The 26,679-nt window shown below is 68.8% G+C and carries 23 protein-coding genes and 1 pseudogene; 12 read left to right on the top strand and 12 right to left on the bottom strand.

The window, feature by feature from the left end; translation table 11 throughout:
* Positions 1 to 49: 49 nt before the first annotated feature.
* Entirely contained in the window at positions 50 to 1,051 is a 1,002-nt protein-coding gene (locus LQ564_RS08770; protein WP_231057723.1) for a GGDEF domain-containing response regulator, read from the top strand.
* A 245-nt stretch (positions 1,052 to 1,296) separates the two neighbouring features.
* Here LQ564_RS08770 and LQ564_RS08765 read toward each other — a convergent pair whose 3' ends face one another.
* Positions 1,297 to 1,743, bottom strand: a complete 447-nt coding sequence (locus LQ564_RS08765) for a hypothetical protein (protein WP_231057722.1) — start codon at positions 1,741 to 1,743, stop codon at positions 1,297 to 1,299.
* Positions 1,744 to 2,005: 262 nt separating this feature from the next.
* On the opposite strand from LQ564_RS08765, the gene LQ564_RS08760 reads away from it, so the two are divergent.
* Positions 2,006 to 3,628 carry an ATP-binding response regulator gene (locus LQ564_RS08760; RefSeq protein ID WP_231057721.1) on the top strand — a complete coding sequence of 541 codons (1,623 nt, stop codon included), beginning with the start codon at positions 2,006 to 2,008 and terminating at the stop codon, positions 3,626 to 3,628.
* 136 nt (positions 3,629 to 3,764) lie between these two features.
* On the opposite strand, the gene LQ564_RS08755 is transcribed toward LQ564_RS08760, so the two are convergent.
* The gene (locus LQ564_RS08755; protein ID WP_231057720.1) at positions 3,765 to 4,220 is read right to left on the bottom strand and encodes a hemerythrin domain-containing protein; all 456 of its coding nucleotides are present in this window, start codon (positions 4,218 to 4,220) and stop codon (positions 3,765 to 3,767) included.
* Between the two features lie 181 nt (positions 4,221 to 4,401).
* Between LQ564_RS08755 and LQ564_RS08750 the strand changes: the two genes are divergently transcribed.
* Positions 4,402 to 5,124 carry a sensor histidine kinase gene (locus LQ564_RS08750; protein WP_231057719.1) on the top strand — a complete coding sequence of 241 codons (723 nt, stop codon included), beginning with the start codon at positions 4,402 to 4,404 and terminating at the stop codon, positions 5,122 to 5,124.
* Between the two features lie 41 nt (positions 5,125 to 5,165).
* Here the strand turns inward: LQ564_RS08750 and LQ564_RS08745 are convergent, their stop codons facing one another.
* Positions 5,166 to 6,467, bottom strand: coding sequence for an NAD(P)/FAD-dependent oxidoreductase (locus tag LQ564_RS08745; protein ID WP_231057718.1), 1,302 nt, complete (start codon positions 6,465 to 6,467; stop codon positions 5,166 to 5,168).
* Positions 6,468 to 6,591: 124 nt separating this feature from the next.
* Here LQ564_RS08745 and LQ564_RS08740 point away from each other — a divergent pair, with 124 nt between their 5' ends.
* Complete coding sequence (locus LQ564_RS08740) at positions 6,592 to 7,611, top strand: aldo/keto reductase (protein WP_231057717.1); 1,020 nt, start codon at positions 6,592 to 6,594, stop codon at positions 7,609 to 7,611.
* A gap of 1 nt (position 7,612) precedes the next feature.
* Here LQ564_RS08740 and LQ564_RS08735 read toward each other — a convergent pair whose 3' ends face one another.
* From LQ564_RS08735 to LQ564_RS08720, 4 genes are all read right to left on the bottom strand, one after another.
* Positions 7,613 to 7,990 carry a VOC family protein gene (locus LQ564_RS08735; protein ID WP_231057716.1) on the bottom strand — a complete coding sequence of 126 codons (378 nt, stop codon included), beginning with the start codon at positions 7,988 to 7,990 and terminating at the stop codon, positions 7,613 to 7,615.
* 43 nt (positions 7,991 to 8,033) lie between these two features.
* Positions 8,034 to 8,489, bottom strand: coding sequence for a hypothetical protein (locus LQ564_RS08730; RefSeq protein WP_231057715.1), 456 nt, complete (start codon positions 8,487 to 8,489; stop codon positions 8,034 to 8,036).
* Between the two features lie 91 nt (positions 8,490 to 8,580).
* Positions 8,581 to 9,351: a LytR/AlgR family response regulator transcription factor gene (locus LQ564_RS08725; RefSeq protein WP_231057714.1), complete on the bottom strand. Its 771-nt coding sequence runs from the start codon at positions 9,349 to 9,351 to the stop codon at positions 8,581 to 8,583.
* The gene (locus tag LQ564_RS08720; protein WP_231057713.1) at positions 9,344 to 10,609 is read right to left on the bottom strand and encodes a sensor histidine kinase; all 1,266 of its coding nucleotides are present in this window, start codon (positions 10,607 to 10,609) and stop codon (positions 9,344 to 9,346) included. Before LQ564_RS08720 ends, LQ564_RS08725 begins: the two co-directional genes overlap by 8 nt.
* A 218-nt stretch (positions 10,610 to 10,827) precedes the next feature.
* On the opposite strand from LQ564_RS08720, the gene LQ564_RS08715 reads away from it, so the two are divergent.
* The 3 genes from LQ564_RS08715 (at position 10,828) to LQ564_RS08710 (ending at position 12,997) form a co-directional block, all read left to right on the top strand.
* Complete coding sequence (locus LQ564_RS08715; protein WP_231057712.1) at positions 10,828 to 11,505, top strand: hypothetical protein; 678 nt, start codon at positions 10,828 to 10,830, stop codon at positions 11,503 to 11,505.
* Positions 11,506 to 11,570: 65 nt separating this feature from the next.
* Positions 11,571 to 11,693: a hypothetical protein gene (locus LQ564_RS25825; RefSeq protein ID WP_269143482.1), complete on the top strand. Its 123-nt coding sequence runs from the start codon at positions 11,571 to 11,573 to the stop codon at positions 11,691 to 11,693.
* 56 nt (positions 11,694 to 11,749) lie between these two features.
* Positions 11,750 to 12,997: a DEAD/DEAH box helicase gene (locus LQ564_RS08710; RefSeq protein ID WP_231057711.1), complete on the top strand. Its 1,248-nt coding sequence runs from the start codon at positions 11,750 to 11,752 to the stop codon at positions 12,995 to 12,997.
* Between the two features lie 42 nt (positions 12,998 to 13,039).
* Here LQ564_RS08710 and LQ564_RS08705 read toward each other — a convergent pair whose 3' ends face one another.
* Together LQ564_RS08705 and LQ564_RS08700 are read right to left on the bottom strand one after the other, a co-directional pair.
* Entirely contained in the window at positions 13,040 to 15,715 is a 2,676-nt protein-coding gene (locus LQ564_RS08705) for a bifunctional acetate--CoA ligase family protein/GNAT family N-acetyltransferase (RefSeq protein ID WP_231057710.1), read from the bottom strand.
* Positions 15,716 to 15,782: 67 nt separating this feature from the next.
* Positions 15,783 to 16,163: a hypothetical protein gene (locus LQ564_RS08700; protein WP_231057709.1), complete on the bottom strand. Its 381-nt coding sequence runs from the start codon at positions 16,161 to 16,163 to the stop codon at positions 15,783 to 15,785.
* A 107-nt stretch (positions 16,164 to 16,270) separates the two neighbouring features.
* Here LQ564_RS08700 and LQ564_RS08695 point away from each other — a divergent pair, with 107 nt between their 5' ends.
* Genes LQ564_RS08695 through LQ564_RS08680 form a run of 4 tightly spaced genes read left to right on the top strand, consistent with a single transcriptional unit; the run spans position 16,271 to position 19,700 of the window.
* Positions 16,271 to 16,627: a hypothetical protein gene (locus tag LQ564_RS08695; protein ID WP_231057708.1), complete on the top strand. Its 357-nt coding sequence runs from the start codon at positions 16,271 to 16,273 to the stop codon at positions 16,625 to 16,627.
* Between the two features lie 54 nt (positions 16,628 to 16,681).
* On the top strand, positions 16,682 to 16,978 hold the full coding sequence (locus tag LQ564_RS08690; RefSeq protein ID WP_231057707.1) for a hypothetical protein: 297 nt from the start codon (positions 16,682 to 16,684) through the stop codon (positions 16,976 to 16,978).
* Positions 16,978 to 18,336, top strand: a complete 1,359-nt coding sequence (locus LQ564_RS08685; protein ID WP_231057706.1) for a TolC family protein — start codon at positions 16,978 to 16,980, stop codon at positions 18,334 to 18,336. The genes LQ564_RS08690 and LQ564_RS08685 overlap by 1 nt, the downstream gene beginning before the upstream one ends.
* A complete protein-coding gene (locus tag LQ564_RS08680; protein WP_231057705.1) occupies positions 18,333 to 19,700 on the top strand; it encodes a multicopper oxidase family protein in 1,368 nt (455 codons plus the stop codon). Before LQ564_RS08685 ends, LQ564_RS08680 begins: the two co-directional genes overlap by 4 nt.
* Before the next feature lie 328 nt (positions 19,701 to 20,028).
* Here the strand turns inward: LQ564_RS08680 and LQ564_RS08675 are convergent.
* The 3 genes and pseudogenes from LQ564_RS08675 to LQ564_RS08665 form a co-directional block, all read right to left on the bottom strand.
* A pseudogene (locus LQ564_RS08675) lies at positions 20,029 to 21,474 on the bottom strand (sensor histidine kinase); the annotation flags it as partial.
* A 276-nt stretch (positions 21,475 to 21,750) separates the two neighbouring features.
* Positions 21,751 to 22,335 (bottom strand): MASE4 domain-containing protein, encoded by a 585-nt coding sequence (locus LQ564_RS08670; protein WP_231057704.1) that lies wholly within the window; start codon positions 22,333 to 22,335, stop codon positions 21,751 to 21,753.
* Between the two features lie 114 nt (positions 22,336 to 22,449).
* A complete protein-coding gene (locus LQ564_RS08665; RefSeq protein ID WP_231057703.1) occupies positions 22,450 to 24,879 on the bottom strand; it encodes a heavy metal translocating P-type ATPase in 2,430 nt (809 codons plus the stop codon).
* 180 nt (positions 24,880 to 25,059) lie between these two features.
* On the opposite strand from LQ564_RS08665, the gene LQ564_RS08660 reads away from it, so the two are divergent.
* A complete protein-coding gene (locus LQ564_RS08660; protein WP_231057702.1) occupies positions 25,060 to 26,625 on the top strand; it encodes an aryl-sulfate sulfotransferase in 1,566 nt (521 codons plus the stop codon).
* Positions 26,626 to 26,679 lie beyond the last annotated feature (54 nt).

Below are 26,679 nucleotides of genomic sequence, written 5' to 3'. Positions count from 1 at the left end.
TATTCCGAATGGAAATAAGGAACATCCGCGCAGAGTAGAAGAGACGAGTATGCCGAGCAGACAAGACATTTTGAACGCGAAGATCCTGGTGGTGGACGACTCGCCCGACAATATCGAACTGATGGAAGAGATATTGCGCGAGGAAGGCTACACCTGCGTGAGTTCGACGATGCTGCCGGAGCAGGTCTGCCCCCTGCACCGCGAGCACAATTACGACCTGATCCTGCTCGATCTGCAGATGCCCGGCCTGAACGGCTTCCAGGTCATGAAGGGTCTGAAGGAAATCGAACAGGGCGGCTACCTGCCGGTGCTGGCGCTCACGGCCCAGCCGAGCTTCAAGATCGCCGCGCTGGAAGCAGGCGCGCGCGACTTCATCAGCAAGCCCTTCGACCTGCTGGAAGTACACAAGCGCATCCACAACATGCTGGAAGTGCGCCTGCTGTACAAGGAACTGGCCCAGTATTCGAAAGCGCAGCAGGAACTGGCCCTGCACGACGCCCTCACCGGCCTGCCCAACCGGCGCCTGCTGGAAGACCGCATCGAAACCGCCCTGCAGCACGCCAACCGCAGCCACGCCAAGGCCGCCGTGATGTACCTCGACCTGGACGGCTTCAAGGCGATCAACGACACCTACGGCCACGCCTACGGCGACGACATCCTGAAGATGGTGTCCCAGCGCCTGCTGTCGAGCTCGCGCAAGGAAGACACGGTGGCGCGCCTGGGAGGCGACGAATTCATGGTGGTGCTGGGCGACATCCACACCCTGGCCGACGCCCAGGGTCCGGCCGCCAAGCTGGTCGAGGCGCTGTCCGAGCCCTATTTCATCAACGACCTGACCCTGCGCCTGTCGACCTCGATCGGGATCAGCATCTATCCGGACGACGCCGAGACGGTGGACGCCCTGATCAACATCGCCGACTACGCCCTGTACGAGGCCAAGCGCGCCGGCAAGAACCGCTTCTGCTCGCCCGCGGCGAACCGGCAGGGCGGGGCCAAGATGCCGGCGCCCGCCGAGAAGCCCGCGGCGGAACTGGCGGTTCCGCACCGCTGATCACCTGCCGCCGCCCCGCGGGGTGTGCGGCTATACACTTGCGTGTGTGCGGCCTGCGGCCTGAACGCCGCACGCACGCACAACTTCCCTTCGGACAGCCGTCATCTCGATTCTTGTGAGCGTTGAACGCGCGCATGGCGCACACGTCGCGTCGGCTCTCCACCCATCGGTCGAGCCGCACACCCTACGAAAAAGCCACCGGGGCTTGCGCTGCCGGTGGCCTGTCGCGTGAAACGAAGCAGTGCTCAGCGGTTGCCGCTCTCCCCCTTCTGCAGGTAGCCGGTGCGTACCGCCGAGCCCAGCGCTTCCTCGCTGTGCGCCTCGATGGCTTGCGCGTGCTGGTGGTCGGTGCTGGCGTCGACCTTGTCCGGCGCCACTTCGATGCGGGTGATGCCCGCGTCGACCGAGATCGGGTCGCTGGCCGGGAAGGTCATTTCGACGGCATCGTCGAGCAGCCCTTCTTCCGCCTGCTGCTTGGGGGTCATGCCTTCGCAGCCGGCCAGCGCCTTGATGGCGACGGCGTAGTTGACGACCTGCAGGCCGGCCAGGTCGCCGATGGTGTTCACGCCGATGCCGGCGAAGGCTTGCGCCTGATGTTCGTTGACGCCGCACAGGGCGGTCAGGGGCGCATTGACGAGCTCGCCCAGCGATTTGCCGTGGAATGGTTGATTTACGATAGAGTCGATATTCATAGGATGTCCTTTCATGGTGGCAGCCCCGTTCTTCGTGGAGTCGGTTGAACTGGACGATTCCACTATCGCACAAGCACCCTGTGGCGTATGTGCGGCACCGTACATCGTCCCCCTGCGCACGATTGATTTTTTGCCCATTTGCACTGATTTGGGCGTGATATTATTCGCTGTTATTACAGTCAATTTCTTAACCGAAACAATCTTGCTCTGATAATATCTTTCCTGAAGGTCGAAACCTTTTGGCGAAGGCAGCAAACGCACCGTGGCACATACCGATAAACCGAAGATCCTGGTCGTCAACGACGACGCCGCCAGCCTGCTTGCGCTGACCAGCCTGCTCGACGGCTGGGCCAAGGAAAGCAACTACACCGTCCATTCCGCCCGCTCCGGCCAGGAAGCCCTGCGCCAGGTGCTGCTGCACGATTTCGCCGTGATCCTGCTCGACGTGAACATGCCGGGCATGGACGGTTTCGAGACCGCCGAAGCGATCCACCAGCGCGCGCGCTCGGCCGACATCCCGATCATCTTCGTCACCGCCTTCCTGGCTGACGAGATCGACCGTTTGAAGGCTTACCAGCGCGGCGCCGCCGACTTCCTGTTCACCCCGGTGATCCCGCAGATCCTGCACGCCAAGGTGTCGGTGTTCGTGGCACTGGCCATGAAGAACGAGCAGCTGAAGCGCCAGGCCGAGAAGCTGTCGCAGCGCACCACCGAGCTGACCGCGACCAACCGGCGCCTGGTGCGCGAGATGGAAGAACGGCGCGACGCCGAGCGCAAGAGCCACGCCAAGGACGAATTCCTGGCCATGCTCGGGCACGAGCTGAGGAATCCCTTGTCGGCGATCAGCAGCGCCTCGAGCCTGATCGGCATGCCGGGCGCCAGTGGCGAAACCATCGCGCGCGCCAAGGGCATCATCCAGCGCCAGAGCCAGCACCTGTCGCGCATCGTCGACGACCTGCTCGACCTGTCGCGTGCGATGTCCGGCAAGATCCTGCTCGCGCGTAAGCCCACCGACATGGCCAACCTGGTCGCCGGCTGCATGGAAACCTTCCGCGCCACCGGCCGCACCGCCGGCTACCGCATCAGCGTCGACCTCGGCGCCGGCTGGGTCGACGGCGACCCGACCCGCCTCGAACAGATCACCTCGAACCTGCTTGACAATGCGCTGAAATACACGCCCAGCGGCGGCAGCATCGACATCGGCCTGAGCCAGACCGGCGACGAGGTGGTGCTGGACGTGCGCGACAGCGGCGTCGGCATCCCGGCCGAGCTGCTGCCGCAGGTATTCGACGTGTTCGTGCAGGGCGCTATCTCGATCGACCGCTCGCAGGGCGGCCTGGGCATCGGCCTGTCGCTGGTGCGGCGCCTGGTCGAACTGCACGGCGGCAGCGTCAGCGCGCACAGCGAGGGCAGCGGCCAGGGCAGCACCTTCACCATCCGCCTGCCGCGCACCGAACCGGCGCAGGCGCCGCAGCCGGCGCCGTCGACGGCGGGCGACAACAGCGGCAAGCCCTCGGTGCTCTTGATTGAAGACAATGAAGACGGGCGCGAGATGATGGCGACCATGCTGGCCGCCCACGGTTTCCCGGTGGCCCAGGCCGCGGACGGGCTGCAAGGCGTGGCCGCGGCGATGGCGGATTTGCCGGCGGCGGCCTTGGTGGATATCGGGCTGCCGGGCATCGACGGCTACGAGGTGGCGCGCCGTTTGCGCAAGGATCCGGCGACGCGCGGGATCCGGCTGATCGCCCTCACCGGCTACGGGCTGGCGGAAGACCAGCGGCGGGTGCTGGAGGCGGGCTTCGACCAGCACCTGGTGAAGCCGGTCAGCATGGACCAGTTGCTGGAGGCGCTGGCGCCGGCGGGTGTGCAGGCGCACGCGGCTTAGCATGGCAACTTGGGCCCCGGCCTGCGCCGGGGCGACGTTCCACTGTGCGTGCCAGGAGTGGGGCCCGTAGTCCGCAACCGATGAGCCGTCATCCCGGCGAAGGCCGGGATCCAAGTCCGTAGCGCAGTGACCGAACTTATTGCAACTCAGCCGCCCGCGCCGCCATCTCCTCCCCGAGCGCCTTCAAATCGAGCTTCAGTTCCTTCATCTTCGGGAACATCTCCTCTTCCTCTTCCTCCACGTGGTGATCCACCAGCTCGCCCAGCACCTTGACCTTGGCGTCGTACAGGTCGTCGCCCGGATCCATCTCCTGGATCTGCGCGATCAGGTCCTTGGCCGACGCGTGCTCGACCACGGCCTCGTCGACCATGTCCTCGGTTTCCTCGGTCGCTTCACGCACGGCCGGATACAGGATTTCCTCCTCGATCGTGGTGTGCATGATGAGGGCCTGGCAGATCTCGTCGGCCAGCTTCTTCTTGCTGACCTTGGCGCGGTCGGTCATGTTCTCGAATTTCTCGAACATGGCGTGCACGTCGCGGTGCTGTTTGGTGAGCAGCGTGATGGCGTCTTGCGGTTTGTTTGCGGTCGTCATGGTAATACCCCCGTTTATTGTTGCGTAGCGTGGCTCGTGCCAACCCCTCCAGCTTCGCCCGAAACTGCTGGGTACACCGTTCGGCAACGCACGCTGTTCCCCGGCATGGCCGGTCCGCTTTGCGCGCCGCCGGTTTGGCAACTGTTGTATTATTTTGGGAAACATTTAACACGAGCCTACGATGACCGAACCGGTACACCCGCAGCCCGTCCCGGGTGCTGGCGCATCGCGCGCCGGCGACGCGGACCGCAGCGCCGACCTCGCCGAGATGCTGGGCTACCTCGCCGCCTGCTGGGACGAGGAGCGCCGCCTGCTGGCGCGCCAGCTGCACGACAGCCTCGGCTCGTCGATGACCGCCCTGACCATGCACCTGGCCCTCCTGAGCCAGCACATCCCGGCCGACAACAAGGCGATGCGCGACCGCAGCGCCCAGATGAAGTCGCTGCTGGCGAACATCATCGAGACCAACCGCAAGATGCAGCTCGACCTGTGGAACGACAAGCTCGAGTTCCTGGGCCTGAAGGCGGCGCTGGCCGAGCTGGTGCCCACCTGGGGCGCCGCCCACGGCGTCAAGGCCGAGCTGAGCTTGCCCGACGAGGACGGGGTCTACACCCGCACCCAGGGCGTGGTGCTGCTGCGCTGCGTCGAGGAAGGGCTACGCAATGTGGCCGCGCATGCCAGGGCGAGCGAAGTGATGGTGGTGCTGGACGACGATGGCGACCAGGTGATGCTGACGGTGCGCGACAATGGCGCCGGGTTGCCGCAAAACGAAGAAGTGCTGGAATCGAACAGCTGCCACGGCCTGCGCCTGCTGCGCGAGCGGGCGCGCTTCCTGGGTGGGACGCTGGAATTGAAGGCGGGCGAACCGGGCGGCGCGATCCTGAGGATGACCTTGCCCAAGTAGGATGGATCGGGCCACGAAAGGCGGCTCTGCCGTCCACCCTATTAATGCAGCTTGACGAGGGGCGTCGCGCGGCGAACGAGGAACCGCGCCAGGGCCAGGACGCCTGTCCGCATCGTCCCGAGCACCGCCCGGTGATGCATCAGGTGCAGGCTCGTATACATCATGCGCGCCATCGTGCCCTGCACGAACCAGCTGGCGCCGCGCAGTGACCCCATCAGGCTGCCCACGCTCGTATCCCTTCCGACCGACACCAGCGAACCATAATCGCGGTACTCGTACGGCGACGCCGAGGGCGCTTCGCCCTTCGATTTGCGGATCAAGGTGGTGACCAGGTAATCCGCCTGCTGGTGCGCCGCCTGGGCGCGCGGCGGCACGGCGTTGCCCTTGCCGTCCACGCAGGCCGCGCAGTCGCCCAGCGCGTAGATATCGTCCACGCCCTTCACGCGCAGGTGGTCGTCGACCTCGACCTGCCCGCCCTTGGCGGTCGGCAGTCCGAGCGATGCCAGCAGATCCGGCGCGCGGATGCCGGCCGCCCACACGCACAGATTGGCAGGATAGACGTTGCCGTCCTTGTCGATCACCCGGTCCTTCTCGATCTGCGTGACGCGGCAGTTGGCGACCACGCGGATGCCGCGCCTGGCCAGCAGGTCGGCCGCCGCCGCCGACACCTTTTCCGGCAGCGGCGCCAGCACCCGCGGTGCGCCTTCCAGGATGGTGATGCGCACGTCGCGCTTGACGTCGAGCTGGTCGAAGCCGTAGGTCACGTAGGCGCCCGAGGCTTCGCGCAGTTCGGCCGCCAGTTCCACGCCGGTGGCGCCGCCGCCGATGATGACCACGTCCAGGCCGCTGCCCTTGCCTTCTTCGCGGTCCTGTTCGGCGGCCAGCATCAGGCGCAGCATGCGCAGGCGGAAGCGTTCGGCGTCCTCGGTGGCGTTCAGGGAAATCGTGTATTCCTGCGCGCCCGGCACGCCGAAGTAATTCGAGACGCTGCCCACGCCCAGCACCAGCGAGCCGTAGGCGATGCGGCGCTCGGGCAGCACTTCGTCGTTGTCCGCGGCGGCGACGATGGCGCCGACGGTGATGCTGCGGCTGGCCTGGTCGAGCCCCGTCATCGGGCCGAACACGAAATTGAATCCATTGTCGTGCGCCAGCATTTGGTAGGACAGGCCTTCCTGGTGGATGTCCAGGGTGCCGGCCGCGACCTCGTGCAGCGACGGTTTCCAGATATGGTAGAGCCGGCTGTCCACCAGCGTCACCTTCGAGGGGCCCAGTTTGCGGCCCAGTTTGCAGGCGAGTTCCAGGCCTCCGGCCCCGCCTCCCACGATCACGATATCGCTACGCAAGCTTCACCTCCGTCATGGCGCCCGTCCGGCAATGCCAGCACATGGGCGATGTGGTAATTTTAATACGTAATGACCCGGGACGTGATTCCGCACGGCGCGCCGCACATCGATGAGCGGCGTTAGGATGAACGGCCATTTCCAGCACACGAAAGGAATCCACGTGACGCAGCGCTACCAACCCATCACGCGCCTGGGCCTCGGCGGCACCGGGCTCGGCGACATGTACCACAAGACCAGCGAGGAATCGGCCAGGGACACGGTGGACGCGGCCTGGGCCGCCGGCATCCGCTACTTCGACACCGCGCCGCATTACGGCACCGGCCTGTCCGAGCACCGCTTCGGGCAAGCGCTGCGCCACCGCCCGCGCGCCGCGTACACGCTGTCGAGCAAGGTCGGCCGCATCCTGGTGCCCGACCTGGACGGCAACGTCGAGCCGCCCTTCGTCTCCTCGATGCCCTACCGCCGCATTTATGATTACACGGCCGACGGCGCGCGCCGCTCGATCGAGGACAGCCTGCAGCGCACGGGCCTCGGCGCGCTCGACATCGTCTACGTGCACGACCTGTCGCCCGACCATTTCGGCGAGCAGTTCGACCATTACTACCGGATCGCGGCCGGTCCCGGCGGCGCCTTCGAGGGCCTGGTGAAGATGCGCGAGGAGGGATTGATCAAGGCCTGGGGCCTGGGCGTGAACACGGTCGAGCCCTGCCTGCGCGCGCTGCGCGATTCGGACCCGGACATCTTCCTGCTGGCGGGACGCTACACCCTGATGGAAACCACGCCGCTGGACGAACTGTTCCCGCTGGCGGAAACGAAGGGCGCGCGCTTCGTGCTGGGCGGGCCGTTCAACTCGGGCTTCCTGGCCGGCGGCGACCACTACGACTACCAGCCGGCCAAGCCCGAACACATCGACAAGCGCGAGCGCCTGCGCGCGGTGGCGGGTCGCCACGGCGTCGACCTGGCCGCGGCAGCGCTGCAGTTCGGCGCCGCGCATCCGCTGGTGGCGGCGACGATTCCCGGCGCCAGCAGCACGCGCCACCTGGAACGCAATGCGGCCCTGATGAACCTGCGCATACCGCAAGCCTTCTGGGAAGAACTGCGCGGGGAAGGCTTGCTCGACCCGCGCGCGCCGCTGCCGAACTGACTTACTGGCCGGGCGGCGGCTGCCAGAGCTCGACCTTGTTGCCCTCGGGGTCGAGCACCCAGCCGAACTTGCCGTATTCCCCATCCTGGGGCTCGCCGACCAGCTGGCAGCCCTCTTCGCGCAGGACGGCGAGCAGCGCATCAAGGTCGGCGACACGGTAATTGATCGTGAAGGGCGCCGGATCGTCGGCGCCCTCGCTGGCGGAGATGCTCCAGACGGTGGAGCCGCCGGTCGGGCGGCCATCGTCGTCGGACCAGTTGAACACCGCCCCGCCCCACGGCAGCACGTCGATGCCGAGGTGCGCCTTGTACCAGGCGCACATGGCCTCGGGGTCGCGCGCCTTGAAGAAGATCCCACCGATACCGGTCACACGTTTCATGCCTGTCCCCTCGTCTTGTCCTGGAGGGGACAGTGTATACGGCTCAGTGACGGCCGTGTCCACGGTCGTCGTGGCGGTCGTGGCCACGGCCATGGCCGCGATCGTGGCGGTCGTGACGGTCATGGTGGCGATCGTGGCGGTCGTGGCGGTCGTAGTGGCCGTGGCGTTCGCGGTAACGCGGCGCGTACACGTCCGAGTACCAGCGGTCCTGCACGAACAGCACCGGCTGGCCGCAGGCGCCGTAGCGGTTGCAGTAGCGGCGCCAGTTGTGGCGGTGGCTGGTCGGCACGCGCAGGTAGATCGGCTCGGCGCGCACGCGGTGGTGGCGCTCGATGATGACCGGCTGCGCCACGTAGACCGGCGGCGGGCCGTAGTAGCCGCGGTCGCCCATGTCGATGCGGCCGTAGAAGCCCGGCTGGCCGATGCTGATGCTGACGTTCTGGGCCATGGCCGGGACGGCAGCGCCGACCAATGCTGCTGCGAGGAAGAGTGCTTTCATGATGGTCTCCGTAGTTCGTTGCGAGGACTTTATCATCGGCAATGCAACGACACGGTTCGCTGGTCCACACTCTTACATACTTCACATCTCCTTACATGTTCCGGAACAGGGTCATGAAGGGCTGGCTGACCGACAGCGTTTCAGGCCGGTTCTTCAGCCGCAGGGTGCCGCGCCCGCTCTCGTCGCGCGTCACGCCCGCCACGCAGCGCAAGTTGACGATGGTCGAGCGGTGGATCTGCTTGAACATCGAGGAATCCAGCACCTCGAGCAGGTCGCGGATCGGTTTGCGCAACAAGGCTTCGCCGTCGGCCGTCATCACCACCGTGTACTTGCTGTCGGCCTGGAAGTAGGCCACGTCGTCCACCAGGATCAGGCGCGTCTCCTGGCCGCGGCTGGCCGTCAGCCAGACCAGCGGCGGCGTGGCCGGTTGTGGCGGGGCGACCGACTGCAGCCGCTGCAAGAGGCTTTGCAGCTGACGCAGATCCTGGCCGCCGCGCGCCAGCCGTTCGCGCAGGCGCCCAACGGCTCCGGCCAGGCGCTCGCGCGCCACGGGTTTGAGCAGGTAATCCACCGCGCCGCGCTCGAAGGCGTCGATCGCGTACTGGTCGTAGGCGGTGACGAACACCACCTCCGTCCTTATCCCGGCCTCCAGCATGCTCGAGGCGACTTCCAGCCCGCTCAAGCCCGGCATGCGGATGTCGAGGAAGGCGACGTCCGGCGCGTGGGCCGCGATGGCTTCCAGCGCGCTGCCGCCATCCTCGCACGCGGCGACGATCTCAAGTTCCGGCCACACCTGGCCGAGCAGCTGGACCAGCGATTCGCGCAGCAGCGCTTCGTCTTCGGCGATCACACATTTAGGCATGATGGGCTCCCACATTGTGCGGCACGGTGATGGTCGCGGCCACGCCGCTCGGAAAGTTGGCGACGATCGAGAAGCCGGCCGCGCTGCCGTAGGCCAGGCGCAGGCGTTCGCGCACATTGCGCAGGCCGACCCCGGTGCCGCCGCCTTCCGCGGTGAAGCCGCGGCCGTCGTCGGCCACCGTCACCGCCACCGCACTGTCGACTTGCCGCGCCAGGATCCACACGGTGCCGCCGCCCGGTTTCGGCTCCAGCCCATGCTTGATCGCGTTTTCGACCAGGGTCTGCAGCATCATGGTCGGGAACAGCACGCCGCGCAGCGCATCCGGCATGTCCACTTGCAGCTGCAGGCGCGGGCCCATGCGGATCTTCAGGATATCGAGGTAGGCGCGGGCGCGTTCGAGTTCCTCGCCGATGGTCGAGGGCGCGTCCTCGGTGCGCGGCAGCGAGTGGCGCAGGTACTGGATCAGGTTACCCAGCATCTCGTCGGCGCGCGCCGGGTCGCTGCGGGTCAGGACCTGGGCGCTGGCCAGGGTGTTGTACAGGAAGTGCGGCTCGACCTGGGCGTGCAGCAGGTTCAGTTTCGCGACCGTGAGTTCCTTCTCGGTGGCGGTCTGGCGTACCCTGGCCGCTTCGCCGCGGCGGCGCTCGGCGATGCGGCGGGTGACGGCGCGCACGATGGCCTCGGCGTTTTCCAGGTTGGTGCCGTGGTCGACCAGGAACAGGTCGGTCCACACCGGACGTTCCGGCTCGCACAGCAGGGTCACGCTGCCGGCGTCGTCGCCGTTCGGCGTCACGGTCGCCAGGATCTGGTTGCGGCGCGCGCCGACATGGTCGAGCGCCCAGCTGGCCGTCGGGTTCTCGGTGCGCGGTTCGCCGCCGTAGGGATCGATGCGCGTGACCTTGGCGCGCACCTGCAGGCTGTCGCGGGTGCTGTGGGTGATCACGGAACCGGGCAGTTCGCGGATGGCGGCGTCGATCAGGTCGAAGGCTTCGCCGGCTTCGAAGGGGATCTCGATCTGGCGCCGCTGGCGGTTCGACAAGGTGCCGCTATTCAGTACGCCGGCCACCAGGCGCACCCGGCGGATGTGGGTGAACACGCCGGACAGCACCCACATGCCGAAGGCCAGGCCGCCCAGGGCGAACCAGCCGCCCGGGTTGTCGTGCTGGAAAGCGGTCTCGGCCAGGAAAATGCAGAAGGCGATGTACAGCACCATCCAGGCCGCCAGGATGCGGATCAGATGAAACGAGCTCGAAATCATGGTGTTCTTTCAGTAGTCAGGGCAGCGCCAGATTAGTCCCGGTCTTCATTGCCGGGTGACATTATGCGACGGAGACGGGATGGCGGCGACGAAACCGGGGCCGGCGCGAACGAAAAAGCGTTGCGCCCACCCCTCACCTTGGAGAGAGTTGCTCGCCGCCACGAAAACCAGCCGCTACAATGCCGGGTTGATCGCAACTCATAAAGGTTTTATCCAGCATGGCAAGCAAGCACATTATTTTCGCCCTCGCCGCTCTCGCGGCAGGCAGCGCGGCCCAGGCCCAGGTCGGCGCCGCAGTCACTCTGGATGCCGGCACCACCGGCGCCGGCCTGCACCTGGTGGTCCCGATGGAGAGCACCCTGAACGGCCGCTTCGGCGCCAACTACTTCAAGCACGACTTCGACAAGCGCTCCGGCAACGTCGACTACACCGCGGACGCCAAGCTGCGCAGCTTCGACGTGCTGTTCGACTGGTACGTCCTGTCGAACAGCAGCTTCCACCTGACCGGCGGCCTGGTCTACAACGGCAACAAGGTCACCGCCCAGGGCAAGCCGAACGCCGGCGGCAGCTTCACCCTCAACGGCAACACCTACACGGCGGCCCAGGTCGGCACGCTCAACGGCGAGATCACCTTCCGCCGCGCCGCGCCCTACCTCGGCATCGGCTGGGGCAACGCCCTCACCCCGAACAAGCGCCTGAACTTCCTGGCCGACGTCGGCGCGGTCTACCAGGGCAAGGCGCGCGTGAAGCTGGTGTCGCTCGGCTGCACCTTCTCGAACACCGTCTGCGGCAACGTGGCGCGCGACGTCGCCATCGAGCGCGCCGACCTGCAGAAGGATGCGGACGACTTCAAGGTGTATCCGGTGCTGCGCGCCAGCGTCTCTTACAGCTTCTGATAGCAAAATTGTATGTAGCCGGGCGCGGTCTGGCGTATGATGGAGACTCACTTCGAGGAGCCGTCATGCACCTGCGCCGCGTCCTGTTTCCCGTGCTCGTCCTTGCCACGCTGGCACTCGCCGGCTGCAAGGACCAGCGCGAACCCGCCAAGCCCATCGTCGACCTGTCGATCGTCGTCGCACACTGAAGCGGCACATTGACTGGTAAACTGCGGCCTGTTCATTTATTCGCCGTAAGTTTCCCATGACCTTTGCTTCGCTTGGACTGATCGACCAGATCGTTCAGACCCTCGTTTCGCTCGACTACACCACCCCGACCGCCGTCCAGGAGCAGGCGATTCCCGCCGTGCTCGCGGGCAAGGACGTGATGGCCGCCGCCCAGACCGGCACCGGCAAGACCGCCGGCTTCGCCCTGCCGATCCTGCAGCGCCTCGTCAAGAAGACCTCGAAGGTCAGCCCGAACTCGGCGCGCGCGCTGGTGCTGGTGCCGACCCGCGAGCTGGCCGAGCAGGTGCACGAGAGCTTCAAGGCCTACGGCGCCGGCCTGCCGCTGCGCACCATGGTGGCCTACGGCGGCGTCAGCATCAATCCGCAGATGATGAACCTGCGCAAGGGCGTCGACGTGCTGGTCGCCACGCCGGGGCGCCTGCTCGACCTGCATCGCCAGAACGCGGTGACCTTCAACGAAGTCCAGACCCTGGTGCTGGACGAAGCCGACCGCATGCTCGATCTCGGCTTCTCGAAGGAACTCGACCAGGTGTTCGCGGCGCTGCCCAAGAAGCGCCAGACCCTGCTGTTCTCGGCCACCTTCTCCGACCAGATCCGCGCCATGGCCAACCGCCTGCTGCGCGAGCCGGTGCGCATCGAGGCGACGCCACGCAACACCACGGCGTCGGCGATCAAGCAGTGGCTGGTCCCGGTGGACAAGAAGCGCAAGTCGGAACTGTTCCTCTACCTGCTGAAGAAACACGACTGGCCGCAGGTGCTGGCCTTCGCCAGGACCCGCAAGGGCGTGGACGAGCTGGTCGGCCTGCTGGAAGCCAAGCGCATCGCCGCCGACGCGATCCACGGCGACAAGCCGCAGCCGGCGCGCCTGCGCGCGCTGGAGCGCTTCAAGGCGGGCGAAGTGAAAGTGCTGGTGGCGACCGACGTCGCGGCGCGCGGGCTCGACATCAGCGACCTGCCGGTGGTGGTCAACGTCGACCTGCCGATCGTGGCCGAGGATTACGTGCACCGCAGCGGCCGTACCGGGCGCGCCGGGGCCTCGGGCGAGGCGGTGTCGCTGGTGTGCGCGGACGAGGTCGAGCAGCTGGCGGCGATCGAGGCGCTGACGCGGCAGACGCTCGAGCGCGTGGAAGAGCCAGGCTTCGAGCCGGACCATCGCGTGCCCGTCACCGAGGCGGGCGGGAAGATCGTCAAGAAGCCGAAGAAACCGAAGAAACCGAAGGGCGAGGCCAAGGTGGTGCAGGAAGACGTGCGTTTCCGCCGGTGAAATATTCTTTCATGTAGAAGGCCTTGGTGAAATAATATTTCATCACAGTATGAGGCGCAGCTCGCGCATGCCTTCCTCGTCCTTGGTCCGCACCGTGAAGCCGAGCTTCTTGACCATGCCGGTAATGCGCGAATTCTGCGGCAGCGCCTCGCCCACGATCTCGCGCGTGCCGCGCGAACGGCAGTAGTCGATCAGCTTTTGCATCATGATCTTCCCGAGTCCCAGCCCCTTCAGGTCCGAGCGCACCGTCACCGCGAATTCGGCCGTGATGTTGTCCGGGTCGGCCACCACGCGGCCCACCGCCAGCGTCTCCGCCACCCCTTGCGCATTGGGACGCGTGGCGATGAAGGCCATTTCGCGGTCATAGTCGATCTGGGTGAACCGCGCCAGCTGCGAGGGCTGCAGTTCGCGGATGCGCACGAACATCCGGTAGCGCACGTCGTCCGGCGTGAGCGCGTTGAAGAAGGCCACGTGCGCCGGGCCGTCCTCGGGGCGGATGGGGCGCAGCAGCAGCGGGCCGCCGTTCCAGTCGATCGTCTGTTCCAGCTCGCGCGGATAGGGGCGGATCGCCAGCCGGTCCAGGGTGCTGCCCGAGCGGTCGGCCAGCGCCAGGCGCATGCGCGCGTCCAGCACCACGCTGCCCTTGCTGTCGGCCAGCAGCGGGTTCAGGTCGAGTTCCACGATCTCGGGGATGTCCGAGACCATGCGCGAGACCTGCACCAAGGAGGCCAGCAGCGCGTCCATGTTCACCGCGGGGCGGCCGCGGTAGCCCGCCAGCAGCCGCGCCACGCGGGTGCGGTCGACCAGGTCGCGCGCCAGCACCAGGTTCAGCGGCGGCAGGCCGACCGAGTGGTCGTCGGTGACTTCCACCGCCACCCCGCCCTGCCCGAACACCACCACCGGCCCGAACACCGGGTCGAGCGCCGCGCCGACGATCAGTTCGTGGGCATGGCTGCTGCGCGCCATCTTCTGCACCGAGTAGCCTTCGAACTTTGCCTGCGGGAACAGCTCCTCGAGCCGGCGGCGCATGCGACCGGCCGCGGCGCGCACCGCTTCCGCGCCGTCCAGGTCCAGGGTCACGCCGCCGAAGTCGGACTTGTGCATCACGTCGGGCGTCAGGATCTTGACCGCCACCGGATAGCCGATGCGCTCGGCCGCCGCCACTGCCTCCTCGATGCTCGCGGCGCTGCGGGTCTCGACCACCGCCAGCCCGTAGGTGCGCAGGATGGCCTTGGTCTCGGGGTCGGACAGCAGATAGCGGCGCGCGGCGATCGCTTCCTTCACCAGGGCGCGCGCCGCCGCGCGGTCCGGCGCCACGGTGCCGGCCATCGAGGGCGGCACTTCCATCAGGAGGTTCTGGTTGCGCCGGTACTGGACCAGCTGCAGGAAGCCGGCCACCGCGTCTTCCGGCGTGCGGAAGGCCGGCAGCCGCGCGCCGGAAGCGATGGCGCGCGCCTCGCGCACCGCCTCCCCGCCCAGCCAGCACGAGAGCAGGGTCTTGGACGCGGTGCGCACCAGCGGCGCGATCGCGTCGGCGACGTCGCGGCTGGCCACGGTCGCGGTGGGCGACTGGATCGCCAGCACCGCGTCCACGCCGGGGTCCTGCAGCAGGATCTCGATGGCCTGCCGGTACAGTTCCGGCGGCGCGGCGCCGCGCAGGTTGACCACGTTCCCGCGCCGCCAGCCGGGGGCCAGCAGGGGCTCGAGCCGCGCGATGGTCGCGTCGGCATACGCCGCTTCGACCCCGCCGCCGTCGGCCAGCGCATCGCGCGCCAGCACGCCGGGGCCGGCGCCGTTGCTGACGATGGCCAGCCGCTCGCCATGCAGCGGGCGCGCGTAGGCCAGGGTCTCGGCGGCCGAGAACAGCTGCTCGGTGCTGTGCACGCGCAGCATGCCGGCGCGCCGGATCGCGGCGTCGAACACGTCGTCGCTGCTGGCCAGGGCCCCGCTCTCGCTGGCGGCGGCCGCCAAGCCGTCCTCCTCGCGCCCGGCCTTCAGCACCAGCACCGGCTTGCTGCGCGCCGCCGCGCGCGCCGCCGACATGAACTTGCGCGCATAGCGCAGGTCCTGCACGTAGAGCAGGATGGCTTGCGTGCCGCCGTCGCTGGCCAGGTAGTCGAGCACGTCGCCCAGGTCGACGTCCAGCGCGTCGCCCAGCGCGATTAAGTGGGAAAAGCCGATGCCGCGCATGCGCGCCCAGTCCAGCACCCCTGACATCAGGGCGCCCGACTGCGATACGAAGGCAATCCGCCCCGGCAGCGCGCTGGCCGGCGCCACGCTCGCGTTCAGGCCGCGGCCAGGCGCCAGCAGGCCGGCGCTGTTCGGGCCCAGCAGGCGCAGGATGTAGGGATGGGCCGCGTCCAGCATCTGCTGGCGCAGGCTGCGTCCGCGCCCGGGGCGGCTGTCGACGCCGCTGCTCAGGACCACCGCGGCCTTCGTGCCGCGCTGGCCCAGCTGGCGCACGATGGCGGGGATCGTCGCGGGCGGCGTGCAGATCACGGCCAGCGCCGGCGCCGCGGGCAGTTCGGCCACGCCGGCGTAGCAGGTCCGTCCCGCCACGGTCTCGCACTTGGGATTGACCGGCCAGATCTCGCCCGTGAAGCCGCCCGCCAGCAGGTTGTGCAGCAGGGTCGCCCCGAGGCTGCCCGGCCGCTCCGAGGCCCCGATCAGGGCCACCGATGCCGGTGCGAACAGGTGCTCGAGGTTACGGACGCTCATGGTGGCCTTGCCTGGTCAATGATGTTGTACAAGAGGATAGCGCCGCCCGGCGCGGCGGCGCGCACGCTCAGTCCTCGCTGCCGCGCTCGCGCGGCAAGGCGCGCAGGCCGGGGGCGTGCTTGCACAGTGCGTCCATCAGCTCTTCGACCAGGGCCGCCACGTGGCGTTCGAGGGCGGCGTCGAAGCCGGCGGCCTCCACCCGGGCCGCGAAGGCGCGCGCCTGGGTCAGCTCCCGCACCGGCACCTTGGCGAGGAAGATCGGCGACTCGATCGGCGGCGCCGCGTAGAAACAGATGCGCAGGCGCCGGTCCAGCAGCATGCTGCCGGCCAGGAAGCGGTCGACGCCGACGTCGTACAGCACCTGCACCACCACCTCGGCGGCGCGGCCGGCGACATCCATCTGGGTTTTCCTGCGCCGCGGGCTGAACAAGCGGAGAAGTAGCGCCATCGTGGGCCTCCTGGGGGGATCGGGCGATACTAGCAGCCAGTCCGGGTATTAGCAAATTATCAAGCATCGGCTGTTGTAAAAACCCATGCTAGAATCGCGGCGTGAAGATGCTTGCCCGTACCCTGCTGGTCTGGTTCGTGCTGCTGGCGGTCCCGTTCCAGGGTTACGCGGCGGCGGCGATGGCCTGCGCCCACGGCGTCGGGCAGCCCGAGCGCGTCACCACCCCGCCCTGCCACGGGAGCGCGCAGAAAGCGGACGCCGACTCGCAAGCCGGCCACAAGAAATATGGCAACTGCCGCGGCGACTGCGCCGCCTGCTCGGTCGGCGCGGCCATCGCCCCGGCATTGCCCGACACCGGCGGCAGCGAACGCCCGCGCGGCCCGCGTCCCGCCAGCACCCCGGCGCCCATCGCGGCCGTCGACCCCGACCTGCCGGACCGACCTCCCCGTCATCGCCTCGCCTGATTCGTCCGGCCGCGTGCGCGCGGCCGTCCCGCATTCATCCGAACGAGGTTCACCATGCACCACCCGCTATCGCCGGCGCTGCTGCTCGCCGCCGCATTGACCGCGCCCGCCTGCGCTGCGCAGGACAGCAACGCCCCGCGTCCCGACCAGGCCAGCGCCGAGGTTCCGGAAACGCGCTATGTCCCGCCCGCGGCCTACCGCCGCCCTGACGTGCCATCCACCACGCCCGACCGTCACTGGATCGAGGCCAACCGCACCGTGCGCAGCTACAACCCGATGATGCTGACCATGCCCGAGCGCCCGGCGCCGAAGGAAGCGCCGCACGCCCACGGCGACAAGGAGGATCACTGATGCGCGCCCTTCTCATGACCGGCGCCGTCCTGCTGCTGGCCGGCTGCGCCAGCACCGATCCGCAGGGCGCCGCAAGCGACATCGCGCGCCAGGTCGAAGCGCGCACCGGCGTCACGCCACGCCTGCAGCGCGCCGGCGACCCGGCCGTCGCGCGGGAAACCGACGCCCTGCTGGCCAGCCCCCTGAGCATGGACGCCGCCCTCCAGGTCGCCCTGCTGAACAATGCGGGCCTGCAGGCCACTTTCTGGGAAGCCGGCATCGCCCAGGCCGACCTGGCCCAGGCCTCGCGCCTGCGCAACCCCTCCTTCGGTTTTTCGCGCCTGTCGGGCGGCGGCGAGCGCGAACTGGAACGCGCGGTCGGCTTCGACCTGGCGGGTCTCTTGACCATGCCGCTGCGCAGCCGGATGGAGACGCGCCGCGTCGAGCAGACCCGCTTGAGGATCGCCGCGATCATCGAAGCGCAGCTGCTGGCCACCCGCAAGGCCTGGGTCGAGGCGGTGGCGGCGCAGCAAAGCCTGGCCTATGCGCGCCAGGTGAACGCGTCCACCGAGGCGGCTGCCGAACTGATGGAACGGATGGTCAAGGCCGGCAACGCCAGCCGGCTCGACCTGGCGCGCGAACAGGCGCAGCACGCCGAGGCCAGCGCCGCCGTGCTGCGCGCCGCGCGCGACGCCACCCAGCTGCGCGAAGCGCTCACGCGCCAGCTCGGCCTGTGGGGCAGGCAGGCCGGCTATGCGCTGCCCGAGCGCCTGCCCGAGCTGCCGGCCACGCCGCGCGAGCTGGCGCGCATCGAGCAAGCCGCGCTCGAACGGCGCCTCGACGTGCAGGCCGCGCGCATCCAGGCCGAACACACCGCTGCGGACCTGGGCCTGACCCGCGCCACCCGCATGGTCAACGTGCTGGACATCGGCTGGCAGGACAAGCGCGAACGTGGGGCCGCGCGCGCCACCGGCTACGAGGTGAGCCTGGAACTGCCCCTGTTCGACTGGGGCGGCGCCCGTGTCGCGCGCGCGGAAAGCGTCTACATGCAGTCGCTGCACCGCGTCGCCGACGCCGCCCTCACCGCCCGCAGCGAGGCGCGCGACGCTTACCTCGCCTACCGCACGAACTACGCCCTGGCGCGCCACTACCGCGACGAGGTCATCCCGCTGCGCAAGCGAATCGCGGACGAGACCTTGCTGCGCTACAACGGCATGCTGGCCAGCCCCTTCGAGCTGCTGCTCGACGCGCGCGAACAGGCACAGGCCGTGAGCAGCTACATCGACGCATTGAGAGACTTCTGGCTCGCCGACGCCGCCCTCGACGGCGCCCTCGGCGGCAAGCCGGCATCGACCGAACGACAGGAACCGCAGCAATGAACAAGCGCAGACACTTCCTCGCCAACGCCGGCGCCACCATGCTCGGCGCCTCCCTGGTCAGCCGCGCCGGCGCCGCCGCGCTGCCCGAAGCCCCGGTGCAGTCGTCGAGCAGCACCGCCGCCCCGCTCGCGCCGCCCAACGGCCGCCCCTACAACCCGGTGGTGACCCTGAACGGCTGGAGCCTGCCCTGGCGCATGAAGGACGGCGTCAAGGAATTCCACCTGGTGGCCGAACCCGTGGTGCGCGAACTCGCCCCCGGCATGCAGGCCAATCTGTGGGGCTACAACGGCCAGAGCCCGGGCCCGACCATCGAAGTGGTCGAGGGCGACCGCGTCCGCATTTTCGTGACCAACAAGCTGCCCGAGATCACCAGCGTGCACTGGCACGGCCAGATCCTCCCCTGCGGGATGGACGGCGTGTCCGGCCTGACCCAGCCCGCTATCCAACCCGGCAAGACCTTCGTCTACGAGTTCGTCGCGCGCCACGCCGGCACCTTCATGTACCACCCGCACGCCGACGAGATGATGCAGATGGCGATGGGCATGATGGGCTTCTGGGTCACCCACCCGAAGGACCCGAGGCAGCACGCGGTCGACCGCGACTACGTGTTCCTGCTCTCGTCCTACGACATCGAGCCGGGCAGCTACACGCCGCGCACCAACACCATGCTCGACTTCAACCTGTGGACCTTCAACAGCCGCGTCTTCCCCGGCATCGACCCGATGGTGGCGCGCCTGGGCGAAAAGGTGCGCATCCGCGTCGGCAACCTGACCATGACCAACCACCCGATCCATCTGCACGGCCACCGCTTCGAAGTGGCCGGCACCGACGGCGGCTGGGTGCCGCCCGGCGCGCGCTGGCCGGAAGTCACCACCGACGTCGCGGTCGGCCAGATGCGCGCGATCGAATTCGTGGCCGACAATCCGGGCGACTGGGCCTTCCATTGCCACAAGTCGCACCACACCATGAACGCCATGGGCCACGAGGTGCCGAACCTGGCCGGGGTCGACCACCGCGGCGTGGCGCGCAAGATCAACAACCTCGTGCCCGGCTATATGGTGATGGGCGACCGCGGCGGCTCGATGGGCGACATGAAGATGCGCTTGCCCGAGAACACGCTGCCGATGATGGATGGGAAGGGGCCGTTCGGGAACATCGAGATGGGCGGCATGTTCACGATGCTGAAGGTGCGCGAGGGGCTGGCGCGCGGGGATTACCGGGATCCGGGGTGGTACCGGCACCCGGCCGGCACCGTGGCGCGCGAGTGGACGGGCGAGGTGCCGCAGGCGCCGATGGCGCCCGACAAGCCGGCGACGGGAACGGTGGAGTACAAGGCGAAGAAGCCATCAGGGCACAGCCACTGATGGTCGGGTGGGCGGGCTTCCCTGTAGCATGCATTTCCGCCCACCCTACAACAGCCGCAGCAGGTCGATCAACTCCTGCGGCGCCACCGGTTTGGTGAAATGCTCGTCGAAGCCGGCGGCGAACGAGGCCGCCCGGTCTTCCTGCCGCCCGCGCCCCGTCGTGCGCCACGTCCACCGTCGCCCCTTCGGAGCGCAGCAGCCAGGCCAGCGACTCGGCCGCGTCGGCGTTGTCGTCCGCCACCAGGATGGTCTTGCGCAGCCGCGGCGGCGCTCTGCCAGCCTCGAACGCACCGGGCGCCGGCAGCGGCGCCGGTATCGCCGGCAGCCACACCGTGGAGACCGCACCCTGCCCCGGCCCATCGCTGCGCGCCGCGATGCGCCCGCCATGCAGCTCCACCAGCCCGCGCGCCAGCGACAGGCCGATCCCTAGGCCGCCCTGGGCCAGGTGGCTGGCGCTGCTCACCTGTACGAAGGCGTCGAACACCCGCTCCACCATCTCCGGCTCGATGCCGACGCCGTTGTCGCGCACTTCCACCCGCGCCTCGCCGTCACGCTCCTTCAGCAGGATCGCGATGCGCCCGCCCGGCGGCGTGTACTTGGCCGCATTGTTGATCAGGTTGGCCAGCACCTGGGTCAGGCGCAGGGCGTCGGCCTCGACCCAGACCGGCTCGTCGCACAGGTCGAGCTCCACCGTGTGGCGGCCGGTTTCGATCAGCGGCATGCTGGTCTGCAGGGTGTCGCGCAGCAGGCGGCCCAGTTCCAGCGGTGCGCGGCGCAGTTCGATCTTGCCGCGGCTGATGCGGGTGACGTCGAGCAGGTCGTCCAAGAGGCGCGACATCTGCGCGGCCTGGCGCCCGACCATGGCGGCGATCCACTCGACCCGCTCGGCGGCCAGGCCGCGCCCGCGCAGCAGCGAGGCGGCATTCGCGATCGGCGCCAGCGGGTTGCGCAGCTCGTGCGCCAGAGTGGCGATGTAGACGTCCTTGCGGCGGTCGGCTTCCTTCAGCTGCTCCATCGCCGCCTCGCGCTCGCTGACGTCAAGCACCAGCGAGAACACCCGGTGGATCGCGCCGCCCTCGTCGTGCAGCACCGAGTTGTACCACTCGCAGCACAGGATGCGGCCGTCGCGGGTGCGGTTGCGGTTGTTGGACTCGACGTAGCGGGTGGCCGAATCGAGCAGGCGGCCGATCGCCTGCGCCACCTTGCCGGCGTCGTCCTCGTGCACGACCGGCAGCGCGTCGATGCGCCGGCCGAGCGCTTCCCCGGCGGTCCAGCCGAACAGCTCTTCGGCGCGCCGGTTCCACAGGCGGATGATGAAGTCGCGGTCCCATTCGATCACCGCTAACGGCGTGTTCTCGATCAGGTAGCGGGTCTGGTCGAGGGCGCGCGCCAGCGCCGCATTGGCCTGGGTCGACGCGGTGATGTCGTCGAGGACGATCACCGCCGCCGCCTCTGGCCCGCTGTCGCGCAGCGGCGCGCCGCTCACCGCATACACCCGGCGGCCGTCGGCGGCCACGCTGTCCAGCGACACTTCGCGGAAGGCGCAGCCCTCGAGCGCGCGCCGCACCGGTTCCCCCAGCTGCGCCAGCATCGCCGCCGGGCCCAGGGTGCCGTCGCCCGCCGCATGTTCGAAGCGCGCCTCGATCTGCTCGGCCTGCTCGTTGGCCATCACGCAGCGTCCCTCGCGGTCGACGATCAGGACGCCGTCGGGCAGCTGGCGCAGCACCGAACCAAGCAGGCCTTGCCAGCGTGCGCGCGCCTGGGTCTCGAGCATCTTCTCGAAGGTCAGGCGCAGGCGCGCGTGCAGCGCGATATTGTCGATCGCGACCGCACCCAGCACCAGCAGCGAGGCCGCCAGCCCGTACAGGCGGCCGGCGTAGAAGCCGAGGTCGAAGCGTCCCGTGTTGAACAGGCAGGACAGCATCACCTCGGCCACCCAGGCCGCCATCGCCACCATCAGCCACAGGTCGAGCAGCGCGCGCGGGCGCTTGCGGCTGATGCGCCACAGCGCGAACAGCGACAGCGCCAGCACCGCGCCGCCCAGCACGCGTTAGGAAGGTTGAAAGCGATGCTGTTCGATCAGCACCGGCAGGTAGGGCGCGCCGGTGGTGCACAGCAGCACCAGGAGCGAGACGAACAGGATGGTGAGCAGAACGCCGACCCGCATGAAATGGTCGGGCAGCGCGCGCCGGTAGACCCGCGCGTAGCCGAGCACGAACAGCGGGAACAGCGCATGCCAGACCATGAACAGCCAGGGCGTGGTCTGGCTGTTGCCGCCCAGGACGCCGTGCGGCGAGAACAGGCCCGGGAAGGTCAGCATGTGGGCCAGCGCGATCAGCGCCGTCAAGAGGTAGCCCAGGGTCAGGATGCCGAGCGACCACGAGCGGTTGGTGTGCACGTGGCCGAGCAGCAGGATGCCGGTCAGGAGGTTGCTGCCGACCAGGATCGACTGCGCCACCGGCACGAACTGGGGCACGGCCGGCATCGCCCGGCCGGCCAGCGGCGCCAGCAGCGCGCACAGCAGGCCCAGGCCGAGCGGCACGACGACCACCGTGCGCATCTGCCCGCCGGTTGGCGGATGGGTCGCCAGGTCCGCCGGTTCCGCCAGCACGCCGTATCGCATCGTGGATCCCATTGGTATGCCGGCCAGCCTGGCCGAAGCCTGCCGTGGCGGACTGTCCGCCCCGCAGGCCCGTGAGTCTAATTAATTTCCATTAGAATATATCCCAAAGTCGTCGCGGAGTGTTGCCTACCGGTTAGTCGAACCGTCCGACGCAAGCACCGGGTAGCCGGCCGCATCGATCGCCGCCGCGATCCGCGCCGGGTCGGCGCCGCTGTCCACGCTGACCCGCTTGCTGGCGAGGTCGATGTCCACCTTCGCGGCCGCGTCCACGCCCTGCACCGCCTCCGTCACCCGGCCCACGCAATGCGCGCAGCTCATGCCGTCCACCGTCAATTCCATCATTGTGTTTTCTCCTGGTTGAAGGGGCGTTTCCGCCCCGTTGATCACATCGTTTGCGGCCGGCCGCCAGCGCCGCAGCAGCAGCGCATTGCTCACCACGCTCACCGAGCTGAGCGCCATCGCCGCGCCGGCCAGCACCGGGCTGAGCAGCCCCAGCGCGGCCAGCGGAATGCCGACCACATTGAAGACGAAGGCCCAGCCCAGGTTCTGGCGGATCTTCGCGTGGGTACGCCGCGACACTGCGAGCGCATCCGCGACCAGGCCCGGGTCGCCGCGCATCAGGGTGACGCCCGCAGCCTGCATCGCGGCGTCCAGGCCCCCGGCCATGGCGATGCCGACGTCGGCCGCGGCCAGCGCCGGCGCATCGTTGATGCCGTCGCCGACCATGGCGACCGTGCGTCCGCCCTCCTTCAGGCCGGCGACCAGCGCCGCCTTGTCGCCCGGCAGGATGCCGGCGTGCCAGCGCGCGATGCCGAGCCGGCCGGCCACCAGGCGCGCCGCGCCGGCATTGTCGCCGGTGAGCAGCACGGTCTCGATGCCGGCCGCCTGCAGGCGCTTGACCGCCGCCGCCGCGCCGGGTTTCAGGGCGTCGCCGAAGGCCAGCACGCCGATCGCTTCCGGCACGGCGCCTGACTGGCGCGCCAGCCAGGACACGGTGCGCCCGAGCGCCTCGTGGGAATGCGCCGCTTGCGCGAACCGGTTTGTTTCCGCCCCAAGTTCCGCCATCAGGGCGGCATTGCCGAGCCAGACCGTGGCGCCGTCGACCTCGGCGCGCACGCCGCGTCCCGGCAGCGCCTGCGCATTCGCGGCCGGCGCCGGCGCCAGATCGCGGGCGCGCGCCGCGTCGAGCACCGCGCCCGCCAGCGGGTGGCTGCTGCCCTGCTGCACGGCGCCGGCCAGCGCCAGCACCCGGTCCGCATCGCCCTCGACCGCCGCCAGGGCCGGCTTGCCCTCGGTCAGCGTGCCGGTCTTGTCGAAGACGACTACGCTGACCGCATGGGCGGTTTCCAGCGCCACCGCATCCTTGATCAGGATGCCGTGGCGCGCGGCGGCGCCGGTGCCGACCATGATCGCGGTCGGCGTCGCCAGGCCCAGCGCGCAGGGACAGGCGATCACCAGCACCGCCACGGCGTTCAGCAACGCCGCTTCCCAGTCGCCGTTCGCGAATCCCCAGCCCAGCAGGGTGATCAAGGCGATCAGCAGGACCACCGGCACGAACACGCTGCTGACCCGGTCGGCCAGGCGCTGGATCGGCGCCTTGGCGGCCTGCGCATCCTCGACCAGGCGGATGATGTTCTCGAGCATGGTGGCCGCGCCCACCGCCGTGGCGCGCACCAGCAGCAAGCCGTCCGCGTTCACCGCGCCGCCGGCCACGCGGTCTCCCGGCGCCTTGGCCACCGGCAGGCTCTCGCCGGTGAGCAGCGACTCGTCCAGGTGGCTGCGGCCCTCCTCGACCACGCCGTCGGCCGGCGCCCGTTCGCCCGGACGCAGCACCATCAGGTCGCCCACCCGCAGCTCCGCCAGCGCGATGCGCACGTCCGCGCCCTCGCGGCGCACCAGCGCGTCCTCGCTTTTCAGGGCTTGCAGCGCCCGGATCGCGGCCACGGTGCGGCCCTTCGCGCGCCCTTCCAGCCATTTCCCGAGCAGCACCAGGGTGATGACGACGGCCGAGGATTCGAAGTACAGGTGCGGCGCGCCATGGCCGTGGGGCTGCAGCAGCAGGTACACGGACAAGGCCCAGGCGGCGCTGGTGCCGAGCGCCACCAGCAGATCCATATTGCCGCTCCCCGCGCGCAGCGCCTTCCAGCCGGCGTGGTAGAAACGCGCCCCCAGCCAGAACTGCACCGGCGTCGCCAGCAGCAGCTGCAGCCAGCCGGGCAGGCTGAACGCCAGGCCGAAGGGCTGGGCCAGCATCGGCAGCAGCAGGGGCAGGCTCAACAGTGCGCTCGCGGCCACCGGCCACCAGGTGGGCAAGGTCCCGGTTTCATCGCCGGGCGCCGGCGCCGCCCCATCGGCCGGGAAGGCCTCGTAGCCTGCGGCGCGCACCGCGGCCAGCAAGGCCTCGGGATCGCCGCCGCGCACGCTCGCTTTCTCGGTTGCCAGGTTGACGCTGGCATCGGTCACGCCCGGCACCGCCCGCAGCGCCTTCTCGACCCGCCCGACGCAGGAGGCGCACGTCATGCCCGCGATGCGCAAGACGCCTGGCGCGGTGTTCATGTTCATTGTCTTCATCCCTACAGGATATTCCTTCCCACGATGGGAAGGTCAAGCACCTTTTTGTCTGCGGTCCACGTCTCTCTTGAGCCCATCAGTGGCGCACGCATCCGGGCCGAACTAAAAGAACAGCTTGGCGATCGAATCCGGAACACTCAACCATACGAACCCTTGGGAGCGCCCATGCACCTCCGCCCGCAACCGACCCTTTTTCCTCCTCTTCGCCTGGCGCTGCTTCTGCCACTCCTATTCGCCCTGGTGCTGTCGGGCTGCCATGGCCGTGACGACGATGAAAATGAGCACCGCACCCAGGCCGAGCAGGCCGAGATCGGCGAGGTGCGCCAGGCGCCGGGCGTCACGGTCTTCATCGCCGACCTCAGCTTCAGGCTCGCCAATTACAGCGACCTGGCCTCGGTCGCCTACAGCGTCACGCCGCTGCCGGGCACGGCGTCCCGGCCGCTGGCCGCCAGCTACGAACGCAGCTGGCTGGACCGGCGCGGCGCCTACGATAGCAATGCCAGGCGGCTGGCCATCCCGCTGATCGGCCTGTACGCCTCGCACACCAACCGGGTCGACCTGACGGCGACCTTCCGCGACGGCTCGAAACACGCGTGGCGGGTCGATGTCGCGACCGGCGCCCATGCCGGGCCCGGCGAAGTGTATGCCCGGCCCGACATCGGCGTCGCCCGCAACGCCAGCCGCGCACCCGGCTTCGACTTCATGCTGATCAAGAACGGGCGCACCGCGCCGGTGGTGGTCGACACCGATGGCCACATGCGCTGGACCGCGACCGCGCTCGGCAACTCCACCTCGTCGCTGTTCGGGCCGGACGCCTTCTACTTCGGCAGCCAGACTACGCCGGTGCTGTCGCGCCTGGACATCGGTGGTGTCCTCGGTTCCATGCCCCTCGGCCCCTCGCCCAGCGGCGCGCTCTGGACCCAGTTCCACCACGACCTCTCACCCGGCAAGACCGGCATGCTGGCCGAACTCGACGCGGTGCGCGACGGGGTGCCCCGCTGGGAATCGATCCTGGCCGAGATCGACAAGGACGGCCAGGTGCTGCGCGAATGGGACCTCGGCCGCATCTTCGCCGCCTACATGCGATCAAAGGGCGACGACCCCTCCAACTTCGTGCGCGACGGCCAGGACTGGTTCCACATGAACTCGGCCATCTACAATCCTGCGGACAATTCGCTGCTGCTGTCGAGCCGCGAGAATTTCGTCGTCAAGATCGACTACGACAGCGGCGCCATCCGCTGGCTGCTGGGCGACACCAGCAAGCACTGGTACGTGAACTATCCGTCGCTGCGCGCCCTCGCCCTGCGCCTGGTGGAAGGCAAGGCGCCGATCGGCCAGCACTCCCTGTCGGTGACGCCGAACGGCGAGCTGCTGCTGTTCAATAATGGCCTGGGCAGCCTGAACTCGCCGCCCGGGGCGCCGCGCGGCGCCACCCGCACCTTCAGCATGCCCTCTCGCTATGCGATCGACGAAAAGGCCGGCACCGCGCGCGAAGTCTGGAGCTACGAACGCGAGCGCACCCTGTTCTCGGACATCTGCTCCAGCGTCTACGAAGCCACCCCCGGCAACTACCTGGTCGCCTACTCGGTGCTGAATGCGCGCACCAGTGCGCGCCTGCTCGGCGTCGACAGCGCGGGCAAGGTGGCTTTCGACTTTTCCTATCCGGCCACGGCCTGCGACACGGTATTCATCGCGGAGCCGATCGGCTGGGCCGACCTGCGGCTGCGCTGACCAGAGCATTGCCGGCCGGCTCCGGTCGGCAGTTGAAAGGAAAAGCGCGGCAGA

The sequence above is a fragment of the Massilia phyllostachyos genome, assembly GCF_021044825.1.
Classification (GTDB): Bacteria; Pseudomonadota; Gammaproteobacteria; order Burkholderiales; family Burkholderiaceae_D; genus Telluria; species Telluria phyllostachyos.
Note: the sequence above shows the minus strand (reverse complement) of the source record. Positions and strands in the feature narration are given on the sequence as shown.

What these genes read in the sequence shown, in the direction of transcription:
- LQ564_RS08770 (WP_231057723.1), top strand. Translation starts at nt 50, where the DNA reads ATGCCGAGCAGACAAGACATTTTGAACGCGAAGATCCTGGTGGTGGAC.
- LQ564_RS08765 (WP_231057722.1), bottom strand. Translation starts at nt 1,743, where the DNA reads ATGAATATCGACTCTATCGTAAATCAACCATTCCACGGCAAATCGCTG.
- LQ564_RS08755 (WP_231057720.1), bottom strand. Translation starts at nt 4,220, where the DNA reads ATGACGACCGCAAACAAACCGCAAGACGCCATCACGCTGCTCACCAAA.
- LQ564_RS08750 (WP_231057719.1), top strand. Translation starts at nt 4,402, where the DNA reads ATGACCGAACCGGTACACCCGCAGCCCGTCCCGGGTGCTGGCGCATCG.
- LQ564_RS08740 (WP_231057717.1), top strand. Translation starts at nt 6,592, where the DNA reads ATGAACGGCCATTTCCAGCACACGAAAGGAATCCACGTGACGCAGCGC.
- LQ564_RS08735 (WP_231057716.1), bottom strand. Translation starts at nt 7,990, where the DNA reads ATGAAACGTGTGACCGGTATCGGTGGGATCTTCTTCAAGGCGCGCGAC.
- LQ564_RS08730 (WP_231057715.1), bottom strand. Translation starts at nt 8,489, where the DNA reads ATGAAAGCACTCTTCCTCGCAGCAGCATTGGTCGGCGCTGCCGTCCCG.
- LQ564_RS08725 (WP_231057714.1), bottom strand. Translation starts at nt 9,351, where the DNA reads ATGCCTAAATGTGTGATCGCCGAAGACGAAGCGCTGCTGCGCGAATCG.
- LQ564_RS08720 (WP_231057713.1), bottom strand. Translation starts at nt 10,609, where the DNA reads ATGATTTCGAGCTCGTTTCATCTGATCCGCATCCTGGCGGCCTGGATG.
- LQ564_RS08715 (WP_231057712.1), top strand. Translation starts at nt 10,828, where the DNA reads ATGGCAAGCAAGCACATTATTTTCGCCCTCGCCGCTCTCGCGGCAGGC.
- LQ564_RS25825 (WP_269143482.1), top strand. Translation starts at nt 11,571, where the DNA reads ATGCACCTGCGCCGCGTCCTGTTTCCCGTGCTCGTCCTTGCCACGCTG.
- LQ564_RS08710 (WP_231057711.1), top strand. Translation starts at nt 11,750, where the DNA reads ATGACCTTTGCTTCGCTTGGACTGATCGACCAGATCGTTCAGACCCTC.
- LQ564_RS08705 (WP_231057710.1), bottom strand. Translation starts at nt 15,715, where the DNA reads ATGAGCGTCCGTAACCTCGAGCACCTGTTCGCACCGGCATCGGTGGCC.
- LQ564_RS08700 (WP_231057709.1), bottom strand. Translation starts at nt 16,163, where the DNA reads ATGGCGCTACTTCTCCGCTTGTTCAGCCCGCGGCGCAGGAAAACCCAG.
- LQ564_RS08695 (WP_231057708.1), top strand. Translation starts at nt 16,271, where the DNA reads ATGCTTGCCCGTACCCTGCTGGTCTGGTTCGTGCTGCTGGCGGTCCCG.
- LQ564_RS08690 (WP_231057707.1), top strand. Translation starts at nt 16,682, where the DNA reads ATGCACCACCCGCTATCGCCGGCGCTGCTGCTCGCCGCCGCATTGACC.
- LQ564_RS08685 (WP_231057706.1), top strand. Translation starts at nt 16,978, where the DNA reads ATGCGCGCCCTTCTCATGACCGGCGCCGTCCTGCTGCTGGCCGGCTGC.
- LQ564_RS08680 (WP_231057705.1), top strand. Translation starts at nt 18,333, where the DNA reads ATGAACAAGCGCAGACACTTCCTCGCCAACGCCGGCGCCACCATGCTC.
- LQ564_RS08670 (WP_231057704.1), bottom strand. Translation starts at nt 22,335, where the DNA reads ATGGGATCCACGATGCGATACGGCGTGCTGGCGGAACCGGCGGACCTG.
- LQ564_RS08665 (WP_231057703.1), bottom strand. Translation starts at nt 24,879, where the DNA reads ATGAACACCGCGCCAGGCGTCTTGCGCATCGCGGGCATGACGTGCGCC.
- LQ564_RS08660 (WP_231057702.1), top strand. Translation starts at nt 25,060, where the DNA reads ATGCACCTCCGCCCGCAACCGACCCTTTTTCCTCCTCTTCGCCTGGCG.